The following is a 21,519-nucleotide window of genomic DNA, read 5'->3' as shown; positions in this document are numbered from 1 at the left end:
ACTGGTTAAGTATGGGCAGTTCAGCGCCACTTTTCCGGGTTTTGTCGACGGGGTCATCTGTCCGTTTGGGTCATATGGGAGCGATCACATTATGTGATTCCATGCCACGGCGTCCGGGCGTTCCGGTGTGTCCCGCCGTGGGGGCTGGCGCCCCTGAACGCCCGGAATGGGCCGGAGACATGCGAAAGCCCCGCACCTCGGGCACGGGCTCGAGGTGCGGGGCGGGCGGGGATTCGGGGGGAGACTCCGGCTAGCCGTGGAAGAAGCGCCTGTAGGCCTTCACCGTCAACCAGAAGATGAGGTAGCACAGTCCGCAGACGGCCACCGCGGCGCACACCGAAATGAGGGGCCGGTCGATGTTGATGTACCCGGCGCTCCACGCCAGCAGAAGGCCGAACGCGATGCTGGAGATCGTCAGTTCAACCCTGGTGATGCCGTTTCTCTGCTTCATGACGGCAACACTAGCAAGAAAGGCCGGTACCGGGCGTCCCGGATGACCACGGCATCCGCCTTGAGGTGGGGCGGGGCGGGAGCTGGCCGGTGTGCCCCGCCGCCTCCGCCGCCCACGCTGCGGGGCGGGGGCGGCAGGTGCGGGTCACGCCCGACGGGAGCCGGGCCGTGTCCCCGCTCCCGGAGGGGCGGGTCGGGATCAGAGCAGTGAGGCGTAGATCTCCCGGATCTCGTCACGGGTGGCCTCGCGCGGATTGCCCGGGGTGCAGACGTCGGCGAACGCGTCGTCGGCCAGGGCGTCCAGGCCGGACTCATCGACCCCGACCTCGGAGATCCTCGTCGGGTTCCCGACCCGTACCGTCAGATCGGCGACAGCGTCACACGCGGCCTTGCGGGCCTCGTCGAGCGGCATGTCGTAGGCGTCCCTGACCCCGAAGGCGTCGGCGATGTCGCGGTACTTCTCTCCGGAGTACTCGGCGTTGTAGCGCATGACCGGGGCTAGGAGGATGCCGTTGGCCACCCCGTGCGGTGCGTGGTAGCGGCCGCCGAGAGGGTGCGCCATCCCGTGCACCAGGCCGAGGCCGACATTGGAGTAGCCCATGCCCGCGATGTAACTGGCGTAGGCCATCTTCTCTCCCGCCTCGGCATCGCCCTCGAGGGACTTCTCCAGGTTTTCCGCTGCCATCCGGATGGCGGTCATGTGGACGGAGTCGGACAGCTCCCAGGCGCCCTTCGTGATGTACCCCTCGATGGCGTGTGTGAGGGCGTCGAGACCGGTCGCGGCCTTGAGTCCGCGTGGCATCGAATCGGTCAGATCGGGATCCACGATCGCCAGGACGGGGATGTCGTGCGGGTCGACGCACACGAACTTCCGCTGGTTCTCCGTGTCGGTGATGACGTAGTTGATCGTCGTCTCCGAGGCGGTGCCGGCGGTGGTCGGGATGCCGATGATCGGCACCGACGGGTTCTTGGTGTCCGCGACGCCCTCCAGGGAGACGACGTCGGCGAACTCCGGGTTGGCGGCGATGATGCCCACCGCCTTGGCGGTGTCCTGCGGTGAGCCGCCGCCGAGTCCGATCAGTGCGTCCGCACCGCATTCCCTGAACGCCTCAACCGCGGCCTTGACGTTCTCCACGGGGGGATTGGGGCGGACGTCGCTGAAGATCTCGTAGGGGAATCCTGCGTCATCGAGCAGATCGGTGATTTTCGCGGTCACCCCGGTCTCCAGGAGGATCGCGTCGGTGATGAGCAGCACCTTGTTCAGGTTGCGGGAACGAAGTTCCGGAACGAGATTCGAGATCGCACCACGGCCGAAGTAGGAGGTCTGGTTGAAGATCATTCTGTGCGTCATGGGATTCGACTTTCTGGGCCACCGGGGTGGTCCGGGTCAGGTCCGTTCGCCGACCGGGGTTCCGGGCGGCCGTCCGGAGATGCTGGGACCTGTCTCATCCACACGCTGGAAACAAGTCCTTTCAGGGCAACCGGACGCGATAACAACTATACGCCTGCGGAGTTAAATGTGATCGTTCCCAGCCGGTGTTCTTTGTGTCATCTGAGGCACACACCGGAGGGGTGGCCTCCGACGGAGGATGCACTGACTCGCCCACCTCCGTTCCTCTGACGGGCAGATTTCGGTGGCGAATGGATCTTCGTGCCGCTCGACGGGTGCAGGGATGAGGGGGTTTTCCGCGTCGATCGGCGACTATCGGAGGTGTGAACGAAATCAGGGTTCGTCGCTCGCGCGGATGGAGTGTCGGGACGACGGGGCCCGTTCTCTGTCGTCCCCGGGTGCCTGGACGCTTTCGGCGGTGGCGGACCATGGCGCGGGAACACGGAACCGTCCGGCGGGTTGGGTGGACACCGCCACGCGGATGCGTACCGGTCGGTTCCGTCGACGGCCCCGACATCTCCGGAACCGGTTCTCCCCGTGCGGCCGGTGGAACGGTTGGTAGTGTGGCCGCCGTACACAGCTGATTCCGAGGAAACTGGAGTGGTCATCGTGTCCCACAAAGTTCGGGCGGTCGTATCCAGGGCAAAGGACGCCCCCGTGGAAACCGTCACCATCAACATCCCCGACCCGGGCCCCGGCGAGGTGGTGGTGGACGTGCTCACCTGCGGGGTCTGCCACACCGACCTGCACTACAAGCTCGGCGGGATCGGGGACGAATACCCCTACCTTCTCGGGCACGAGGCCACCGGGGTCGTCGCGGAGATCGGGGAGGGTGTGACCAATGTCGCCGTCGGCGACCGGGTGATCCTCAACTGGCGCGCCGTCTGCGGGCAGTGCCGCGCCTGCGCCAAGGGACAACCGCAGTACTGCTTCGACACCGCGAACGCGACCCGGAAGATGACCCTCGAGGACGGTACCGAACTGTCCCCGGCGCTCGGGATCGGCGCCTTCGCGGAAAAGACCCTCGTCGCGGCAGGTCAGTGCACAAGGATCGACGGGGACGCGGACGCCGCCGCCGTCGGGCTGCTGGGCTGCGGCGTCATGGCAGGTATCGGCGCGGCCATCAACACCGGTGAGATCAGGCGCGGGGAATCCGTCGCCATCATCGGCTGTGGCGGGGTCGGCACCGCGGCCATCGCGGGGGCACAGCTCGCCGGCGCGACGACCATCATCGCCGTGGACCTCGACGACGGGAAACTGGCCACGGCCCGGAAACTCGGGGCGACACACACCGTCAACTCCGGCGACACCGATCCCGTCGCGGCCATCCGTGCGGCCACCGGTGGATTCGGCGCCGACGTCGTCATCGACGCCGTGGGCATCCCGGAGACCTACGAGCAGGCCTTCTACTCCCGCGACCTGGCCGGTCGCGTCGTCCTGGTCGGTGTTCCCAACCCCGACATGAAACTGGAACTGCCCCTCCTGGACGTCTTCGCGCGCGGTGGTTCGCTGAAATCCTCCTGGTACGGGGACTGCCTGCCGTCGCGGGACTTCCCGATGCTGATGGAACAGTACAGACTGGGGAGACTGGACCTGGATGCGTTCGTCAGTGAGCGCATCGGCATCGACGACATCGAGGAGGCGTTCGACAAAATGGGCAGCGGCACGGTACTGCGTTCGGTGGTGGAACTGTGACGGGAGCGCGCATCGAGAACATCGTCACCTCCGGCACCTTCTCCCTCGACGGGGGAACGTGGGAGGTGGACAACAACGTGTGGATCATCGGTGACGACACAGAGGTCATCGTCATCGACCCCGCCCACGACCCCGCCGCGATCCGGGAGGCGGTGGGCGACCGGAGGGTGACGAGGATCCTGCTCACCCACGGCCACGACGATCACATCCGCCACGCCCGTGAGTTCGCTGAACTCGTCGACGCCCCCGTCCACATGAATCCCGAGGACCAGGTGCTCTGGGAGAAGGTGTTCCCCGGTACGACCCCCGATCACCGGATCGCGGACGGCGACACCTTCGACATCGCGGGAACGACGCTCACCGCCCTGCACACCCCCGGGCACTCCCCGGGATCCACCTGCTTCCACGCGGAGTCCCTCGGTGTCCTGTTCTCCGGTGACACCCTGTTCAACGGCGGACCCGGGGCAACCGGACGCAGCTACTCCGACTTCGACACCATCATCGGGTCCATCCGCACGCGGCTGTTCACCCTGCCCGACGAGACCGTGGTCAAGACCGGACACGGCGACGAGACGAGCATCGGTGCCGAGAAACCGCACCTGCGGGAATGGATCGAGCGCGGACACTGAGGGGGCCGGGGTATTCCCCGTCAGACCCGTGACCGGCACCGCTGTCTCATGTTCCCGCCGCCGCCCGCAGCCACCCGATGTCCCCGGAGCCGGGCCGTCGGTGGCGCCGCCGTCCCCGACCTGCGTTCAGCGGAACGACATCGACGCCGCCGACCACGGATGCGAGCAGACGGATGGCCCGCACCGCATCGGTGCGGGCTGCCTCCTTTCCCGTCGCGTTGAGGCCGACGTTCGCGGCACCGTCCGTGAGGATCAGCGCGCGGACCCTCCCGGGATCCTGCCTTCCGGCGATCCGGGCCGCCAGCAGCAGGGCCGACGCCAACGGTGTACCGCCACCGGTCGGGAGAGAACGCACGCAGTCGCGGGCGCGGGACACGGACTTCGTCGGAGGAAGCCCGACGTAGGCCTCCCGTCCGCGGGCGATGACCAACGCCACCCGGTTCCGCCGCCGGTAGCCCTGTTCCAGCACACCCAGCGCCACGGCCTTCGCCGTGCGGATCGCCCCGACGCCCATCGACCCGGAGGCGTCGACGACGATGACGACCAGCTCACCGCCCCGGGACAGCCGTACCTGGGTGCGCAGATCGTCCCGTTCCAGGAGAACACCGCGGGGATCGTCCGGGTTCGTGCGACGCCGGACACGCTGCCAGGGGGTGGCCGCCGCGAGTGTCGGCAGAATCGCGAGTGACTCACCCGGGTTCCGCATCGCCACGGAGCGGCGCGGTCGCCCGCGCGTCCGGGAGGGCTCGAGTGCACCCCCGCCGCCCGGCCAGCGCGGGCCGCGGGCACGTCCCCGGCCGGGTCGCGGTGGCGGGGGAGGGGCCTGCTCTTCGTCGGCGTCCTGGGGCGGTTCCTCCCCGTCCCGGGGACGCGGCGGTTCCGGCTTCTCTTCCGGTTCCCGGTCCGGCTCCGTCTCCCCCGTGGGCTCCGGTTCCTCCGCGGGGTCGTCAGGTGGCGGCGGTTGCTGTGCTGGTGGTGGAGCGTCCGGAACCCGGGGTGCGATGATCAGCGCGTGCACCGCGGCCAGGATCTCATCCTCACCCGCTCCTGCCCGGGCGAGCGCCGCGGCGAAACGGGCGGCCGGGACATCGAGGCAGTGGGCAGCCAGCCCGGCGGCGGTGAGAAGCTCCACGATCCGCCCGACCGGCACGTCCGCACGGGGAGAACCGCAGGCGGTCGTTCCCCCGGGTACGCCCGCGCCGTCGAGAAGCGAACGGAGCAGCGCCACCGGGTCACCGCCGCCGTTTCCGGTCAACGGGAGGATCAGGTGGCAGCGGTCCAGCAACGCGCCCGGTACCTCGTCCAGGTCGGCGGCGCGGACGAGCACCCGGGGGCTCGTGATCGCGACGGCCTGCTCCGTGGAGAGCACGTCACCGTGGGCGACCACCGCCGTCGGTGCCGCCCCTGTGGTCCGGTCGATCTCGGGCAGCTCCATCCCGGGCGTGACCGACACACCACCGGCGAGCTCCCGGAGCGTCGGCCAGACGGCGTCGACGAGGGCCGGGTCCCCGGTGACCACCAGACCCACCCGCGGCGCCCGGGCCCAGGCATCCAACCAACGGCGCAGATCGGAGGAGATCACGCCAGCACCGAATCCAGCCGTTCCTCCACGTCCGCGGGCGTCTCGAAGGCCTCACGGGCGACGCGGTGCCGCAGGCACAGCTTCGCGACGGCGCGCACGTCCCGCTCATCGACCGAGCCCCTGCCCTCCAGCGCGGCGTGCGCCGCCGCCGCACGGCTGACCACGAGTTCAGCCCGGTGCCCGACGGTGCCCGCGGCGGCACAGACCCCGATGATCCGGGCCAACAGCCCGTCGTCGAGCGTCACACCGGGCAGCAGGTCGCGGGCGGACACCACCCGCCCGCCCAGCTCACCCTGCCGGGCGGACACGGACGCCAGGAAGGCGTCCGGGTCACGGTCGAAGGCCAGGCGGTTGCGCACGATCTCCAGGCGGACAGCGGGATCGGTGACGGTGGTGACCCACGTCGCCAACCCGAACCGGTCCTGCAGCTGCGGCCGCAGATCCCCCTCCTCCGGATTTCCCGAGCCCACGAGCACGAACCGCGCCGGGTGGGTGTGCGACACGCCCTCGCGCTCCACGATGTTCACCCCGGACGCCGCGACATCGAGGAGCACGTCCACCAGGTGATCGTCGAGCAGATTGATCTCGTCGATGTAGAGGAAACCGCCGTGTGCGTCAGCCAGCAGCCCGGGGCGGAACTTCGTCTCCCCGCGGGCGAGGGCGGCGTCGATGTCGAGGGACCCGATCACCCGGTCCTCCGTCACACCCAGCGGCATGTCCACCACCGGAGTGCTCAGCCCCGCCCCCTCCAGAAGGGCACCGAGGGCACGTACCGTGGTGGTCTTCCCCGTGCCCCGGTCACCGAGCGCGAGCACGCCGCCGATCAACGGATCCACCGCACACAGCAGGAGAGCTGACTTCATCTCGTCCTGTCCGACGATTCCGGTGAACGGGTAGGTGGGCACTGCTCGGGCTCCTTGTCGGGGGACAGCGTTGTACGGCCTCAGGGTACCCTGCCGGGAAACCGTGGTTCCGGCCGCCACGGTGCCGCGCACACCGGCATCCCCGGGGAATGTCCTTTGCCGTGATCTGTGTGAGGTGTGGATAAGGGTGTTCACCGTGTCCGCACCGTTTCACGGCCTCAGTGGAGATGGGATACTTCAGATCTGCTGATCTACACTGGACAAAAAGAAACCCCAGCTGCGTACCGACTCATGTTCGGCAGAGGCGTGTGCTGGGGACTGCGTGAAGAAGGTTACTCCGATTCTGGAGGTCGAGTCAAGTGGACATGCTGCCTGAACACCGCGCCGCGCTGGAACGGTCGATCAAACCGGCGCGGATGGGAACCTACCTGGATGCCGCCGGGGGAGACGGTGATCGGGCACGGGCACTGTATCTGTGGGACCGTGAGCTGGCGGCGGCCTTCTTCGCGGACCTCGCGATCCTCGAGGTGGCGTTGCGTAACGCGATGTCCTCCCGACTGGAGGGTAAATGGGGGCCCGAGTGGTACAGGAACCCAGACATGCCACTCGATGACCGTTCCCTGAACACCCTCAGCACAGCCTGGCAGAGAATCACGGGGGAGAGAACAGCGGACAGGCTCGTCGCACAGTGCATGTTCGGCTTCTGGCGCGGACTGCTCGACGAAGGAGGCTATGCGGGAAAGAAACCCCGGCGGGTCAAGTGCGACTACGAGGTGCTGTGGCGTGGGGTCCTCGACAAGGCTTTTCCCGGGGGTCGTGCCCTGGCGAGGTCCGAGGAGAACCAACGCTGGAACCGGGAGTACGCCTTCGCAGTTGTCAGCAGGGTCAACGAACTCCGTAACAGGGTCGCGCACCATGAGCCGTTGATCAACGGATTCCCCCTGCCGGGGCAGCGGGTGCGGGTGACCGCGAGGGAGGCGCACGAGGACACCATGCGCCTGGCCGCGATGCTCGACCGGGATCTGCACAGCTTCCTCAGTTCCCGTTCCCGGGTTCGGGGGATACTCGGCGCCAGACCGTGACCGTCTCCCTGCGTCGCGTCCCGGGTCACTCCGTGGCCGCTCACATCTCCTCGATACCCTCCAGCACCCCGTCCAGCTGGTCGGCGATGTCCTCCAACCGGTCGAGCGTGTCCGGGTCGGCGTCCCACAGTCCCCGGTCCGCGGCCTCGAGCAGGCGGTTGGTCATTGAGTTCACCGCCGCGGGATTGGCCCGCTGCATGCGTGCGCGCACGTCCTCGTCGAGGAGGAGGTTCTCGGCGGCGCGGTCGAAGACCCAGCCGTCGACGGTGCCGGTGGTGGCCTGCATGCCGAAGGTGTTCTCGAGCCTGGTCCGAACCTGTGCGACTCCGGCGTAGCCGTGGGCGAGCTGCCCCTCGACCCACTTCGGGTTGAGCAGCCGGGTGCGTGATTCGAGCTGCATCGCGTCGCGGAGCGTGCCGACGTTGATGTCGGCCGCCCACGACCGGGAGACGAAGGACGCCGGGGCGTCGCCGCGGAGTTGGGTGATGGCGCTGGTCACCCCGCCGAGGAACTCGAAGTAGTGGTCGATTCCGGCGATGGAGGTCTCCGCCGAGTCGACGTTCTGGAAGGTCGCGTCGACGGTGCCGAGCACCTTCCGCAGGACCGCTCCCGCGTCCGCGCCGTCGGCGCCGGTGCCCCAGGCGTGGCCCATGCGCGTCAGGTACATCTCGGCGAGATCCTCCCCGCCGTCCCAGTCACCGGCCTGCACCAGCTTGTTCACCCCGGTGCCGTAGGACCCGGCCGCCGCGGAGAAGATCCGGGTCGCGGCCTCGACCGCCGTGGTGTCCATCTCCTCGGCGTGGGCGCGGGCGTGGGCGGCCAGGGGGTTGAGTTCATCGGGTTCGTCGAGCGCCGCGACGGCGCGCACCGCCTCGTCGAGGAGCTGCACCGGCTGCGGCAGCACGTCGCGGCACACGCCGGACAGGGTGCACACCACATCCACGCGGGGGCGGCCCAGCTCCTCGGGGGAGAGGATGCGGAAGGTGTCCACGCGGCCCCGGGGTCCGGCGACCGGTTCCACGCCGAGCAGCGCGAACGCCTGGGCGAGGCCCTCGCCGCCGGTCTTGATGTTGTCGATGCCCCACAGCACGATCGCCACCGACTCCGGAAAGCTCCCGTGCGCGTCGACGTGTGCGGCGATGAGCCGTTCCGCCGTCTTCCTGCCCCGCGCGATGGCGGAGGCGGAGGGGACGGAGACGGGGTCGATGGCGTGCAGGTTCCGCCCGGTCGGCAGGGCGTCGGGGCGGCGCGCCGGGTCGCCGCCGACGACGGGCGGGGTGTATCCGCCGGCGAGGGCCCTGACCAGTGCGTCCAGTTCGGTGTTGGACCGCAGCTTCTCCTCCAGGTCGGCGAGGATCGCCGTGCGCTCCGGCTCACCGGTGTCCGCGAGGTAGGTGGCGGCGAGTTCCAGGGAGCGGGCCGTCTGCCGCTGCTCCATCGGACGGCCCACGGTGTGCAGTCCGAGGGCGATGGGGGAGCGGCGCACCCGTTCCAGTTCGCGTCGCAGCTCGGCCGGATCCTGCGCCTGCTCCCCGGTGAAGTCGGCGCGGAGCGCGGCGTCGATGATCTCCTGTGGCACTGGTCCCGCTCCCTTGCCGGAGGACAGGTGGGCGTCGAGAAGCCCTGCCAGTTCGTCCAGTGCGCCGTAGAGACCGGCGTCCGCCAACGGCGGGGTGAGGTAGGTGACGAGGCTCGCCGCGGCGCGTCGTTTCGCGATGGTGCCCTCGCCGGGGTTCGCCATCACGTACAGGTAGTGGTGCGGTACCGAGCCGGTGAGCAGGACCGGCCAGTCGGCGGCGGCGAGCCCGGTCTGGCGGCCGGGCATGAACTCGAGTGCGCCGTGGGTGCCGAAGTGCAGCATCACGTCGTGGCCGAAGACGTGTTCCAGCCACAGGTAGTAGGCGGCGAAACTGTGCGACGGCGTGGAGTCGTTCGCCATGAGCAGTTCTGCCGGGTCGGAGACGTCCCCGAACTGCGGCTGCACGCCGACGATGACGTTGCCGAAGCGGGCTCCCCGGATGATCAGGTCGCGGCCGTCGGTGTCCACGGTGCCGGGCAGTCGACCCCAGGGGCCGTCGATGCGTGCGGCGTGCTCACCCAGCACCTTCGCGTAATCGGTTGCCCGCCAGCGGGCGAGTTCACTGGTCTGCGAGCGGGCGCCGCCGGCGCCGTCGCCGACGAGGATGTCCGTCAGTTCCTCGACGGTGTCCGGTACCTCGACGGTGTAGCCCTCATCCTTTAGTCGGCCCAGGAGCGCGTGGAGGGAGGCGAAGACGTCGAGCTGGGCCGCGGTGCCGACGGTGCCGTCGCCGTCGTAACCGAAGATCGTCACCGACACCTTCCGGTCCGCGGGCCGCGCCCGGCGTAGGTCGATGGTGCGCCGCACCCGTTCCGCCAGGCGAGCGACCGCGGCGTCGTCCGGTGTGAGGTGGTTCGTGTCCGCGTCGCGGCCCATGAACACCCAGGGCACGGTGGCGCCCTCGAGCTCGGGCACGGCGATGTTCATGCTCACCGCAGCGGGCCACAGACCCACCGGCCCGGGTTCCGCGCGCCAGTCCGACAGCGTGCCGCGTTGCAGCGGGACCGGGGTGAGCAGCTGGGCGTCCGTCTCCTCCGCGAGTGCGGTGCCCCTGTCCGTGGCGGGGGCACCGTGGTTGCCGCAGGCGGTGAAACCGGTGAGGTTCAGCCACACGTCCACCCGGTACTTCATGTCTGACGGCATGTCCTCCGGGGAACCGAGCCACGTGCGGGTGTCGACGCCCCGCCGGTGCAGTGCCTCCGCGATCGTGTGCAGGTAGCCGTCGTCGCCCGCGGCGACGTTCAGGCCGGTGCCGATGATCCCGCAGGTGCCCACCGGGTGCTCGGGCCCGTCGCCGGTGTCGAAGAGCCCACGGGGGATGTCGTCGGGGATCGGCCCCGGGTCGACGTCGGTGTGGCCCGCGACCAGAGCCGACAACCGGCCCGCGTGCACCAGACGCCCCGGCGTGACCAGCCGGAGCGCGAGCGCGATCCGGGCCTCCGGTGAGGGGTTCCGCGGCGGACGCCCCATCCCGGTGCCGTGTGCCGTGGCTATCTGGAGGGACTGCGCCACCGGCGGGGAGGAGAACAGGCGGCGTTCACCGGCCGCAGCCAGGACCCGGTCGCCGAGCATCGGATTCATCGCCCCCTGCACCCACACCACGTCCGCCTCCGGGGGCAGGTCCTCGTCGAGTGGCACGCGGATCAGGCGGATGCCGTGCTCCCGGGCCAGTTCATCGGCGGCGCGTCCGATGGTGAGCAGCGCCGGGCCGGTGAAACCCCAGGCGACGATGGTGGTGGTCATGTGTGGTTCGGCTCCGTCGTGGTACGGCGAAAAAGGGGATCCTCCCCACCTTAGCGGCCCCGGAGGTCACCACCCGGGATCGCGCGGTGCCCCCGGTGCCGTGGCCGGGAAACATGGGGCAGGGGCCCGCCGGTGCACGTCCCACCGGTCGGGGCCGGGGTATCGCCTGACCGGTGGCCCCCTGTCGTTGGGCCGCGCAACGGGGCCGGACTACAGTGGTGTCCATGAGCGAACAGATCCCCTCCGAGCAGGACCGACCCGCCAAGAAACAGCGTGTGCTGTCCGGCATCCAGCCGACCGCCGACTCCTATCACCTGGGTAACTACCTGGGTGCGCTGAAGCAGTGGATCAACCTGCAGGACGAGTTCGAGGCGTTCTACTTCATCCCGGACCTGCACGCCATCACCGTGGACCAGGACCCGAAGGAACTGCGTGCCCGTACCGTCGGTGGTGCCGCCCAGCTCCTCGCCCTCGGCATCGACCCGGAGAAGTCCGCCCTGTTCGTGCAGTCCCACGTTCCCGAGCACGCCGAGCTCGCGTGGGTGCTCACCTGTCTGACCGGCTTCGGTGAGGCCTCCCGTATGACGCAGTTCAAGGACAAGTCCACCAAGCGGGGTGCGGACCGCACCTCCGCCGGACTGTTCGCCTACCCGATGCTCATGGCCGCGGACATCCTGCTCTACCGTCCGCAGCTCGTGCCCGTGGGCGAGGACCAGCGCCAGCACCTGGAGCTCACTCGGAACCTCGCGGAGCGCTTCAACGGGCGCTACAAAAAGACGTTCCCGGTGCCGGAGGGTTTCATCCCCACCGGTGCGTCGAAGATCTACGACCTCCAGGACCCGACATCGAAGATGAGCAAGTCCGGGGACAACCCCAAGGGCCTGATCAATCTGCTCGATGACCCGAAGGTCTCCGCCAAACGGATCCGCAGCGCCGTCACCGACAACGACGGCGAGATCCGTTTCGACAAGGACAACAAGCCGGGCGTGTCCAACCTCCTGGTGATCCAGTCGGGGCTGACCGGAACCGGCATCGACGATCTCGTCGCCGGTTACGAGGGCCGCGGCTACGGCGATCTGAAGAAGGACACCGCCGAGGCCCTCGAGGCGTTCGTCACCCCGCTGCGCACGAAGTACGACATGTACATGTCCGACCGCGCCGAGCTGGAGCGCGTGCTCGCCCGGGGCGCGGACCGTGCCCGCGAGATCGCCTCCCGCACGCTCGCCGACGTCTACGAGAACATCGGTTTCCTGCGCCGTACCTAGCGCAGCATCCGCAGCACCAGCGTATCGACGGCCGCGCCTCCCGGAGGTTCGCGGCCGTCGTGCGCGTTGCGGGGGTCAGCGGCGGCCGGCGAGGTCGTAGTGCGCCCAGATGCGCTGTTGCCGCCCGTCGAGGGTGACACGCCCGCCGTAGGGTACGACCAGTTGCGGCAGGGTGTGGCCGAAGGGGACACCGAAGCAGCACACCGCGTGCGGGGCATAGTGGTGAATGGTGCCCAGCACGGTATCTCGCCAGGTGTCCGGGTCCAGGGTGTTCCCCTCGAGATCGATGGTGGGTGGTACGGCGACGAGGACTCCCGCCGCCTGCCGGAGGAAACCTCGTTCGCCGAAGGCCCGCACGATGTCATTGACACGCCCGATGGGGGTGAGCTCCTCGGACGCCTCGAGCAGGAGCACCGCGCCGTCGATACGCTCGGGCAGCCGCCCGGCGACGGCGATCTGGTTGAGCACCTCGATGCACCCGCCCCAGGCGCGGCCGCTGACGCGTTCCGCAGGGCCGGACCACCGCCACGGGGTCGGGGCGTGGCGGGGGCCGTCCTCGGTGAGCGACCGGGGATCCTCCCAGCTGATCCCCACGCTTGCGCCCCACGAGGGTGCGGTCAGTTCGATGCTCTCCCCGGCGAGAGCGGCGCGCAGGGTGCGGAGGTGGGCGTCGTCGATGCCGCTGCCCGATCCCAGGTGCACCTGCGTGGAACCGCCGTAAACGCTGGGGATGCCCAGGCCGTAGAGGAAGTTGTGCAGGTTGGTGTTGTCGCTGTAGCCGAAGAACTGCTTGGGGTGTGCCGCGATCAGGTCGGCGTCGAGATGCGGGATCACGGTGATCTGGTCGTTGCCGCCGATGGTGGCGAAGACGGCGTCGATCGAGGGATCGGTGAACGCCGCGTGGATGTCGCTCGCCCGGTCCGCGGGGGTCGCACCGAGCTGTCTCGTCGTCGGGTACTCGACGGGATCCCAGCCGAGTTCCCGCATCCGGCGCAGGGCCTGTTCGTGGATGTCCGGGAACACGGCGGGCACGGCGAAGGCGGGGGAGAGCACGGCGATCCTCATACCGGGGGAGTGTACCGGCGGCATCCGCGGGGAGGGGACACACACCGTCGGCGCCGCCACCGCCACGGTGTGTGGGGTGTCGGCGCCGACGGTGGCGGGTGGTGCGGTGGGTTAGCGGGGAAGGAACCCGAAGAGCATCCTCAGCTGCGGGAGTGACGTCAGGAAACTGACCATCGTCCCCAGGAGCCCGAGGAGACCGGTGATGGCGATGATCGTCATCTCGTTCCTGCCGGCGAACTCCACGATCTGCGCGCCCGGGTTCCCGGTGTTCTCGTCGGTGCCTTCACCGGGGTTGGTGACCACGATGTCCCGGGCGGTGACCGTGAGCTCCAGGGGTGCGGACACCGACGCCCCGTACCGGGTCGCCGTGGTGCCGGAACCCGTGAACTCCGCCCGCAGGGTGACGGTGCCGGGGACGCTGAACGTGTGCGACAGTGTCGCGGCACCGGTGTCGTCCGTGTCCGCGCTGCCGATCAGGACGTCGTCGGCGTAGAAGGACACGGTTCCGGTGGTCACCGGGGCGGTGCCGGTGGTGACGTTCGCGGTGAGATCGAACGCGGTTCCGGCGGTGGGGGTGTCCGTGTCGCCGGGGACGGCCCGCGAGAGGGTCGTCGTGGTCCCGTGCGTGGTGGGGCCCGCGACGGTCACGGTGCGTTCCGTGGAACGGGCGGTGGGGTAGACCCTGCCGTCGGTGTCGTCGGTGCGGGTGGCGGCGACGGCGGTGAAGGTCACGTCGCCGCTGCGGGTGAGGGTGTGGGGGAGAACCGCGACACCGTTGTCTCCGGTGGTGGCGGTGCCGATGCGGACACCGTCGGCGCGGAAGATGATCTCCGCTCCGGCGGCGCTGCCACCGACGGTGCCGTAGGTGGCGGTGAGATCCAGGGTGTCACCGACCGTCGCCTCCCCCGCCCCGGTGTCGAGGGCGAGTTCCGTGCGGGCGGACGGGGTGACCGGGAGCGTCGACGTCGCGCTGGTTCCGGTGAACCGCACGGTGTCGGTGGTGGTGTCCCCGACGGTCGCGGTGAAGGTGTGCAGACCGACGGCGTTCGGCACGGTGGTGGTGAACACGGCGGTTCCGTCCGTCACTGCGGCGGTTCCCAGTTCACCGTCACCGTTCCGGAAGGTCACGGTGAGTCCGTCGGGCAGTTCCGCGTCGTCGGTTGTGCCGACGGTTGCGGTCAGGGTGGCGGGGATCCCGGTCGCGGTGAGTTTGGAGGTGTTCAGTTCCGCGTCGAGGGCGAGGGTTCCCCGGACCTGGCGCAGTGGTGCGGCGGCGACGGTGACCTCGGTGGTCGCCTGTGCGGAGGCGTTGTAGCGGCCGTCGACGCCCGTGTACTCGGCGGTGACGGTCGTGGTCAGGGGTTCGCGGCCGTCCGGTGCGGGGAACTCGTGTCCGGTGAGGGTGGCGGTGCCGTCGGGGTCGATGTCGACGGTGTGTTTCCTGTCGCCGACGGTGAACACGACCTGTCCGGACGGTACGGGGGAACCGGATGTCGCCCGGGCGACGGTGACCGTCAGCGGTGCGGTGGGGTTGGCGTGGTCCAGTTCCCCGGAGGGAACGTCCGTGAAGGTGACGGTGGTGTCCAGGGGCTTGTCCACGCGGGTGGTGGTGAGTACCGCGCCCGCCGCATCCGCTGTGCAGAAGATCGCGTCGTTGTTGTAACCGAAGAACCAGCCGGGGCTGACCTCGATGAGGGAGAGCGTCGGGGTTCCACCCTCCGTTCCCGCACCGCGGAGACCGGTGGTGACGGTACCGCCGAACTCGTCGGGTGCGGTCATCGTGACGGTCACACCGGGTAGCCGGAAATCGGTGTTCTTGGCGACGGTCAACCCGGTCGCCGGGTTGTTCCCGTCGTCGGCGTTCGGCCCGTTGTCGATGGTGAGGTTGCCTGCGGAGATACGGGCGAAGGAACCGTTCGGGTCCTCCTCGCCGTCGGCGTCGACCCTGGTCACGGAGATGTCTGCGTCGGTTCCGGCGACGTTTTCACCGTCATCCGCGAGTGCGAGTCCGGTGACGGTTCCGGTCGTGGGGAGGGCGATGTCGTAGCGGATCCGGCTGAGTTGCACGGTGGTGTTCCACTGACCCGGCTGCAGCGTGACGGTGAACTGTTCACCGGGGGACACGGATTCCGGATAGGTGACGGTGACGGTGTCGGGGCTGAGTGTGACGTCCTGTTTACCGTTTCCGGACAAGGCGAAGTTGGTGGTGCAGGTCTGTTCGACCTCGACTGTGCGGGTGGTGTCGGTGGTGTCTGCGGCGGTGGCGGTGGCCTGGAGGATCGTCGTGGTGAGACACAGCGTAGAGACGGCTGCGATGGTGGTGCGGAGGACGCGGTTCATGGTGTGGTGCTCCCGGTTTCAGGTGGTGGTGGTTGTCTGTGCGTGGGCTGGTGGAACTAGGAGGATCCACCGGGGAGGAAGGAGAACAGGCCCTTCAACCAGGTCCACAGGGGGGTGAGCAGGGAGAGCAGGGCGGCGAAGATCCCGGTGCCACCGGCACCGTCGGCGGAGGACCCCTGTGACAGGGCGACCCCGGAGCTGCCTGCACCGGGATTCTGTGTTCCCCCGGTGACGGTGACCGTGTGGGTTGCGGTGGCGTGGACGTCGTCGGCACCGGTGAACGTGATCCCGACGGTGTGCTCGCCGCCGTGTGTGAAGGACAGGTTGACGGCGGAGCGTCCGCGTGTGACGGGCATGGTGACGGGGGCTCCTGCGGCGTCGACGACGGGGTCTCCGTCGATGGTGAACGTCAGTGTTCCCGTCACGTCGGCGCTCGTCCCGGTGTCGGGGGTGACCTCCACGGTGAGGGGCAGCGGGGTGTCGGCGGCGACGGTCTCCGGTGCGGTGACCTCGAGTGTCGCTGAGGCGTAGGCCGGGTCCGTCACCGTGACCCCGATCGTGTCGGTGACGGGCGCGGCGGCTGCGGGGTCGGACGGGGTGAACGTCAGCGTGACGGGGGCGGTGCCGGTGCGGGTGAAGGTGAGGGGAACCGTGGCGGTGCCGTTCTCGACGGGCACGGTGGTGCGACGACCCTCGACGGTGGCTTCGAGGGATCCGGTGGTGGAGGGGGTGACGCTCACGGTGAACGGCGTCTCCCGGAACGGGTGCACGGTCCCGGGTGCCTCGACACTGAGAGTCGGGGCGGTGATGTCGGTGACCTTCACGGTCATGGTCGCGGTGGCGGGCGTCTGCGTGTCGTCGGACGGGGTGAACGCGGCCTCGACCGGGAAGGTGCCCGCCCGGTCCGGGGTGAACTCGAACGTGGCGGAGTTGTCGACGACGGTCCGCGTGGTACTGATGCCGTCGGCGGTGAGGGTGACGGTGCCCTCGGCGGAGGTGGTGTCCTCGACAGGCTGCAGGGTCACGGTGATGGTGGCGGATTCACCGGGCCGTACGGTGTCCTCCGGCCCGCTGAGGGACAGGAGTGTGAAGGAGGCGTCGGTGACGGTGACGCTACCGCGTGCCGACGCCGTGGTGAACAGTGACCCGGGGGTCGGGACGAAATCGGCGGTCAGCGTCTGGACGCCCGTGGCCTCGGGGACCGGGATGGAGGCGGTCGCCCGACCGTCGGTGACGGGTGCGTCGACGCTCGCCCCGGCGATGGCGAAGGTCACGGTTCCGGTGGCGTCCGGGTCGAGCGAGGCGGTCACGGTGATCGGGGTGTTCGCCCGTGCGCTGGATGGCACGGTGGCCGTCATGCCGGGGTTACGCCCCACCGCGGAGATGCTGGTCGTGGCCCGGGACGGCGTGTGGGAACGGGAATTCTCCGGGGTGAAGACCGCGGTCACCTCGTGGTCGCCGACGGTGGGGAGGGTGAGCGTCCCGGTTGCGGTCCCGGAGACCACGTCCACGGTGTCCTCCGCTCCACCACCGGAGAAAGTCACGGTTCCCGCGGCGTCCGCGGGGGAGAGCCGCACGGTGACGGGGGTCGCCGTACCCGCCTCAACCTCGGTGGTGTCGAAGGTGAGGGACGTTTCCGCGGCCGGGACCGCCGCGGTCACGTTGACGGTCGTGATCGCCGTCGCCTGCGGGGCGAGGGCGGCGCTCCGTTCGACTCTCGGTGTGCAGCGGGTCGGGGCCCAGACGGTTCCGACGAAGGGGGCGTCGACCTTGGCGAGCATCGTCAGGAAGTTCGTGTCCTGTGCGTACTCACCGGCGGTGTCCGCGGTGCGGACACCGAGTGCCGCAGGTCCGACCTCATCCGCACGGAGTGTGATCTTCAGAACCGGGAAACGCATGTTGATCCGGTCGTTCCGGACGGCGTGGGACACACCGCCCGACCGGTCACCCGAGGAGTTCGGGCCGTTGCCGATTGTCGCCCCGTCGGCCCCCACCAGCCGGAGAATCCGCCCCTCGGGGTCCGCATCACCTGATTCGTTGACGCGGATGAACTCGAAGCCCTTGAGGTTCGCGTCCTTCTCGTCGAGCTCCCCACCCACGTAGGAGAGGCCCTCCGGGATGGCGAGATCCATCTTGATCCGGCTCGTTTCGGTGAGCTTCGGCTGGAAACCGTACACCTTGGACAGTTTCGCCCTGATGTCGACGGGTTTGATCTCGATCGTCGCGGTGAACTCGTCACCGACGCGAACATCGTCCGGGGTGGTGACGGTGACGGTGACCCCGTCCTCCCCGGTGGTGAAATCCTGGGAATCGTATCCCTTGGGTGCGGCCTGGCAGGTCAGCGGGAGATTGACGGTGTCGGTGTGCTCTGCGGCGGATGCGCCGGGAATGAGCAGAACGGACGTGGTCAGTGCGACGGTGGTGGCGAGTACGGCCGAGGGAATGCGTGGCATGGGGAGTCCTTGGGGTGGGTAACCGGTGGGAGGCAGATGAATCGTAGAACGATTCTCTCCGCGCGTTGGGGGAGTTCTCTGTAAGTTCACTGACTTTTCAGGTGCGGTGACCGTGAGGACGGTCCCCGGGGTGGGAGGAGTGGCCCCATCCGGGCATTCGCCGTCAGTAGTGGATCAGCTGCCAGCATAGGTAACTATGCTGGCCGAAACAATTATCGGCCGGTTCCGCCCGGTTCCGCCCGGGGCGTCGGCGACGTGTCCACGGACGGTGGAGCACGCGCCGGGAGCCGTCGGGGCTTCGGTCACCCGGCCCTCAGGAATGGGAACAGGGAGAGGAGCGGGCCGAGGATCCGCCTGATGATGTCGAGGAGGGTGCGGAGAAACGGCGTTGACCCCGCGGCGGTGTCCGGCTCCGGTGTCCGCGTCGTGGTGTCGGGAACGGCGGTGTCGGTCGGTGTCGTGGTCGAGGGGGTCGTACCCGTGGAGGGGGACGTCGGTTCAGGTTCGGGCGTGGGGCTCGTGGCGGGGCCGGATGTGTGCGGGGGTGTGGATGTCGTCGGTTCGGGTTCGGTCGAGAGCGTCGGCGTCGCGGTCGTGGGTTCGGTGGGGTGGCCCAGGACGAACACGGTGAATCTGCGCGATGTCTCGGCCGGGGCGTACACGGAGTCCGCGTCGGGGATGTACCGGGCCCCGGCGGTAGCTGTTCCGGCGTCGATCTCGTCGAACACGAACACCGCGGACGCACGTCCGTCCAGCACCGGAGCCGTGACCGTCCGTCCGGCGACGGTGAACTCGATCTCCCCCGTGGCCCCGGTCGGGACCTCAGCCGTCGCCGTGACACGATCCCCGGCACGGGCGCCCCAGGGGAGGGACAGTCCCAGATCGGTGACGCGGGGGGACACTGTGACCTCGGTCGATGTGGCCGCACCGGTGGCGTTCTCCGGGTCATCGGGATTGAAGATGACCCGCAGTGGGGTTGTTCCCACCCGGGTGAACGTCAGATCCGAGACGGCGCCACCACGTGTTGTGCGCACATCGGAGACCGCGCCGCCGGGCTCGTCCACGAAGAAGGAGACCGTGCCGTTCGCGTCGTCCGGATCGAGGTGCGCGGAGAAACGGGCGGGAACTCCGGCGGTCACGGTTCCGGGGACGTCGACGGAGAGAACCGTCTCCGCGGCGGGGGAATCGGTGACGGTGACGGCACGGAGATTCCCGGCCGCCGGGACGAGCTCCGCCGTGGGGCCCGGGCGTGGAGAGCAACTCGTCGGCGCCCAGACCGTGAGGAAACCCACCGTCAGTCGGGGGAGGAACGTGAGGAAACTGCTGCCGTCTCCGTAGCGGGCGGCGTCACCGCCGGTGCGGACCCCGAATCTCTTCACTCCCCCGGTGTCCGCACGGAGCTTCAGCGTGAAATCGGGGAACCCGAGTCGGGCGGCACCGTCCACCGCCGGGGTGGACACCCCTCCCGTCCGGTCGGTGCGGGAATTCGGGCCGCTACCGATGGTCGCGTTGTCCGCGCCGACCAGACGGAGGATGCTCCCGGACGGATCCGGGACACCGGCTTCGTCGACCCGGAGCACCGTGAACCCGTGGAGGTTCGAGCCGGGAGTGTCCCGGCTGATCTCCGCGCCGAGGAAGTCGACGCCGTCGGGCAGCGCGAGATCCATCTTGATGCGGGAGACCTCCCTCAGGGTGGCGGGGCCGTTCGATCCGCCACCCGGACCGTCCGGGATGTCCATGTGCACGTTCACGCTGAACTCCTCGCCGACGGTGACGTTCTCCGGTGACGAGACCGTCACGTCGATCGGCGGGACGTAGCTGTCCCGGGGGCCGACGAGGGCACCGGGTACCGACCTGCAGGTGAGGGGCAGACGGGAGGTGGTTGATCCGGTGTCGGCGTTCGCCGTCGACGCGGCGACTGTGAGGCCCGCCGACAGGGCCGCAACGGTGGTCAGGGCGGTCATTCGACGCATCATTCGGGTCCTCGACGGTGCTGGGGCGGTGCTTCGCCCGGGGATACTGTCCTGTCATCAGATTAGGAGCCCGGCGTGGTCCTGTCACGACCGGGTGTCCCCCGCGTGACCTGGAACCCGGAAGGTCGGGAAACCGGGGATACTGTCCTGCCGGGCTCCGACGGCGGGGATACCCGGCCTGATTGCCACCTCGCCACCCCCTACGCCTAATCTGAAGGCACCTGCTGTTTTTCAGATGATCTCTCCACCGACCCAGAAGGACCGACACGACTGTGGCATCAACGAAGACCGCACCGAAGAAGACCGATGAGTTCGGCATTGAGCGGGTGACCCAGGACGAACCGGGGGTCATCGACGGGTACCGCGAGAAGTGGCCGTGGTTCGACCACGTGATGCGCATGCAGGAGCGGTACGGAACGATGGGCGGCAACCAGTACGCGGCGGGGATCACGTACTTCTCGGTGCTGTCGATGTTCCCCATCCTCATGCTCGTGTTCGCTGCGGTCGGTTTCGTCCTGGCCAACCATCCCGCTGCGGTGGTCGAGGTACAGGAGCGGATCAACAGCTCGGTGTCCGGGGATCTCTCTGAGCCGGTGAACAGGATCCTCGACACCGCCATCGCGCAGCGTTCGGCGGTGGCCGGCATCGGTGGTCTGACCGCCCTGTGGTCCGGGCTCAACTGGATGAACCATCTCCGCTACGGCGTGTCGATGATGTGGAGGGCCGACCCGACCGAGGGCAATTTCGTCATCCGGAAGCTCAGGGACCTTCTCGGTCTGATCGCCCTGCTGCTCGCCCTGATCGTCGCCTTCGGTGTCGCGGCGGCGGGTTCCTCCGGTCTCACCGAGATCCTGCTGGAGAAGCTGAATCTCAGCCACATTCCGGGGATCACGCTGATGGTCTTCGCCCTCACCCTCGTCATCGGTCTGCTGGTGAACTTCGTCGTCTTCGTCGGGTTGCTCCGTTTCCTCCCGCGCACCCACGTACCCGGGGCGGCGGCGGTCAAGGGGGCGATTCTGGGTGCGCTCGCGTTCGAGGTGTTCAAGCAGATCGGAACGGTGTTCTTCTCCAAGGCGCTGGACAATCCGGCGGGGGCGACGTTCGGCCCGATCATCGGCGTGATGGTCCTGTTCTTCTTCGTCTGGCGGATCCTGCTCTACAGCTCGGCGTGGGCCGCGACGACGGAGGAGTCGCTCGAACAGACGCACACCCCGGTGCCGGAGCCGGCCGTCATCCGGGTACGCAACGACGTCGACACGGTCCCCGACCCGAAGGCGTCCGCGGCCCTGATCGGTGCCGGTGCGGCGATCGGCGCGGCGGGGATCGCACTCGTCCGGAAACTGACGGGAAGGTAGGGCCCTTTCACTCCACGGGGAACGGGGTGGGGAACACGGACCGCACCGTGTTCGC

At 68.9% G+C, this 21,519-nt stretch carries 14 protein-coding genes; 5 read left to right on the top strand and 9 right to left on the bottom strand.

Annotated features, from left to right (window positions below; all coding sequences use genetic code 11):
* Nucleotides 1–250 precede the first annotated feature (250 nt).
* Entirely contained in the window at nt 251–451 is a 201-nt protein-coding gene (locus tag JIM94_RS00720; protein ID WP_200254249.1) for a hypothetical protein, read from the bottom strand.
* A gap of 198 nt (nt 452–649) precedes the next feature.
* Entirely contained in the window at nt 650–1,801 is a 1,152-nt protein-coding gene (fucO, locus tag JIM94_RS00715) for a lactaldehyde reductase (RefSeq protein ID WP_200254247.1), read from the bottom strand.
* 648 nt (nt 1,802–2,449) lie between these two features.
* Here fucO and JIM94_RS00710 point away from each other — a divergent pair.
* Nucleotides 2,450–3,535, top strand: coding sequence for an S-(hydroxymethyl)mycothiol dehydrogenase (locus tag JIM94_RS00710; RefSeq protein ID WP_200254245.1), 1,086 nt, complete (start codon nt 2,450–2,452; stop codon nt 3,533–3,535).
* Nucleotides 3,532–4,164 carry an MBL fold metallo-hydrolase gene (locus tag JIM94_RS00705; protein ID WP_200254243.1) on the top strand — a complete coding sequence of 211 codons (633 nt, stop codon included), beginning with the start codon at nt 3,532–3,534 and terminating at the stop codon, nt 4,162–4,164. Before JIM94_RS00710 ends, JIM94_RS00705 begins: the two co-directional genes overlap by 4 nt.
* A gap of 46 nt (nt 4,165–4,210) precedes the next feature.
* On the opposite strand, the gene JIM94_RS11375 is transcribed toward JIM94_RS00705, so the two are convergent.
* Both JIM94_RS11375 and JIM94_RS00695 read right to left on the bottom strand, forming a co-directional pair.
* Complete coding sequence (locus tag JIM94_RS11375; protein WP_200254241.1) at nt 4,211–5,746, bottom strand: VWA domain-containing protein; 1,536 nt, start codon at nt 5,744–5,746, stop codon at nt 4,211–4,213.
* A complete protein-coding gene (locus tag JIM94_RS00695) occupies nt 5,743–6,651 on the bottom strand; it encodes a magnesium chelatase ATPase subunit I (protein ID WP_248085864.1) in 909 nt (302 codons plus the stop codon). Before JIM94_RS00695 ends, JIM94_RS11375 begins: the two co-directional genes overlap by 4 nt.
* 323 nt (nt 6,652–6,974) lie before the next feature.
* On the opposite strand from JIM94_RS00695, the gene JIM94_RS00690 reads away from it, so the two are divergent.
* Nucleotides 6,975–7,691, top strand: coding sequence for an Abi family protein (locus JIM94_RS00690; protein WP_200254239.1), 717 nt, complete (start codon nt 6,975–6,977; stop codon nt 7,689–7,691).
* A gap of 40 nt (nt 7,692–7,731) precedes the next feature.
* Here the strand turns inward: JIM94_RS00690 and JIM94_RS00685 are convergent, their stop codons facing one another.
* Nucleotides 7,732–11,013: a cobaltochelatase subunit CobN gene (locus JIM94_RS00685; protein WP_200254237.1), complete on the bottom strand. Its 3,282-nt coding sequence runs from the start codon at nt 11,011–11,013 to the stop codon at nt 7,732–7,734.
* 224 nt (nt 11,014–11,237) lie between these two features.
* On the opposite strand from JIM94_RS00685, the gene trpS reads away from it, so the two are divergent.
* Complete coding sequence (gene trpS / locus JIM94_RS00680; RefSeq protein ID WP_200254235.1) at nt 11,238–12,278, top strand: tryptophan--tRNA ligase; 1,041 nt, start codon at nt 11,238–11,240, stop codon at nt 12,276–12,278.
* A 75-nt stretch (nt 12,279–12,353) separates the two neighbouring features.
* On the opposite strand, the gene JIM94_RS00675 is transcribed toward trpS, so the two are convergent.
* From JIM94_RS00675 to JIM94_RS00660, 4 genes are all read right to left on the bottom strand, one after another.
* Nucleotides 12,354–13,343 (bottom strand): S66 family peptidase, encoded by a 990-nt coding sequence (locus JIM94_RS00675; RefSeq protein WP_200254233.1) that lies wholly within the window; start codon nt 13,341–13,343, stop codon nt 12,354–12,356.
* Between the two features lie 111 nt (nt 13,344–13,454).
* Nucleotides 13,455–15,683 carry an Ig-like domain-containing protein gene (locus tag JIM94_RS00670; RefSeq protein ID WP_200254231.1) on the bottom strand — a complete coding sequence of 743 codons (2,229 nt, stop codon included), beginning with the start codon at nt 15,681–15,683 and terminating at the stop codon, nt 13,455–13,457.
* 56 nt (nt 15,684–15,739) lie between these two features.
* Nucleotides 15,740–18,136, bottom strand: a complete 2,397-nt coding sequence (locus JIM94_RS00665; protein WP_200254229.1) for a hypothetical protein — start codon at nt 18,134–18,136, stop codon at nt 15,740–15,742.
* A 302-nt stretch (nt 18,137–18,438) separates the two neighbouring features.
* Nucleotides 18,439–20,100, bottom strand: coding sequence for a hypothetical protein (locus JIM94_RS00660; protein ID WP_200254227.1), 1,662 nt, complete (start codon nt 20,098–20,100; stop codon nt 18,439–18,441).
* 281 nt (nt 20,101–20,381) lie between these two features.
* On the opposite strand from JIM94_RS00660, the gene JIM94_RS00655 reads away from it, so the two are divergent.
* Complete coding sequence (locus JIM94_RS00655; RefSeq protein ID WP_200254225.1) at nt 20,382–21,464, top strand: YhjD/YihY/BrkB family envelope integrity protein; 1,083 nt, start codon at nt 20,382–20,384, stop codon at nt 21,462–21,464.
* Nucleotides 21,465–21,519 lie beyond the last annotated feature (55 nt).

It is taken from the genome of Corynebacterium pygosceleis (genome assembly GCF_016595275.2).
Lineage (GTDB): Bacteria > Actinomycetota > Actinomycetes > Mycobacteriales > Mycobacteriaceae > Corynebacterium > Corynebacterium pygosceleis.
The sequence above is the reverse complement of the archived record's forward strand: the minus strand, read 5'-3'. Positions and strand labels throughout refer to the sequence as shown.

Bases quoted from the DNA above. Each gene is read 5' to 3' on its own strand.
- JIM94_RS00720 (WP_200254249.1), bottom strand. From the start codon at position 451: ATGAAGCAGAGAAACGGCATCACCAGGGTTGAACTGACGATCTCCAGC.
- JIM94_RS00660 (WP_200254227.1), bottom strand. From the start codon at position 20,100: ATGACCGCCCTGACCACCGTTGCGGCCCTGTCGGCGGGCCTCACAGTC.
- fucO (WP_200254247.1), bottom strand. From the start codon at position 1,801: ATGACGCACAGAATGATCTTCAACCAGACCTCCTACTTCGGCCGTGGT.
- JIM94_RS00685 (WP_200254237.1), bottom strand. From the start codon at position 11,013: ATGACCACCACCATCGTCGCCTGGGGTTTCACCGGCCCGGCGCTGCTC.
- JIM94_RS00670 (WP_200254231.1), bottom strand. From the start codon at position 15,683: ATGAACCGCGTCCTCCGCACCACCATCGCAGCCGTCTCTACGCTGTGT.
- trpS (WP_200254235.1), top strand. From the start codon at position 11,238: ATGAGCGAACAGATCCCCTCCGAGCAGGACCGACCCGCCAAGAAACAG.
- JIM94_RS00675 (WP_200254233.1), bottom strand. From the start codon at position 13,343: ATGAGGATCGCCGTGCTCTCCCCCGCCTTCGCCGTGCCCGCCGTGTTC.
- JIM94_RS00690 (WP_200254239.1), top strand. From the start codon at position 6,975: ATGCTGCCTGAACACCGCGCCGCGCTGGAACGGTCGATCAAACCGGCG.
- JIM94_RS00665 (WP_200254229.1), bottom strand. From the start codon at position 18,136: ATGCCACGCATTCCCTCGGCCGTACTCGCCACCACCGTCGCACTGACC.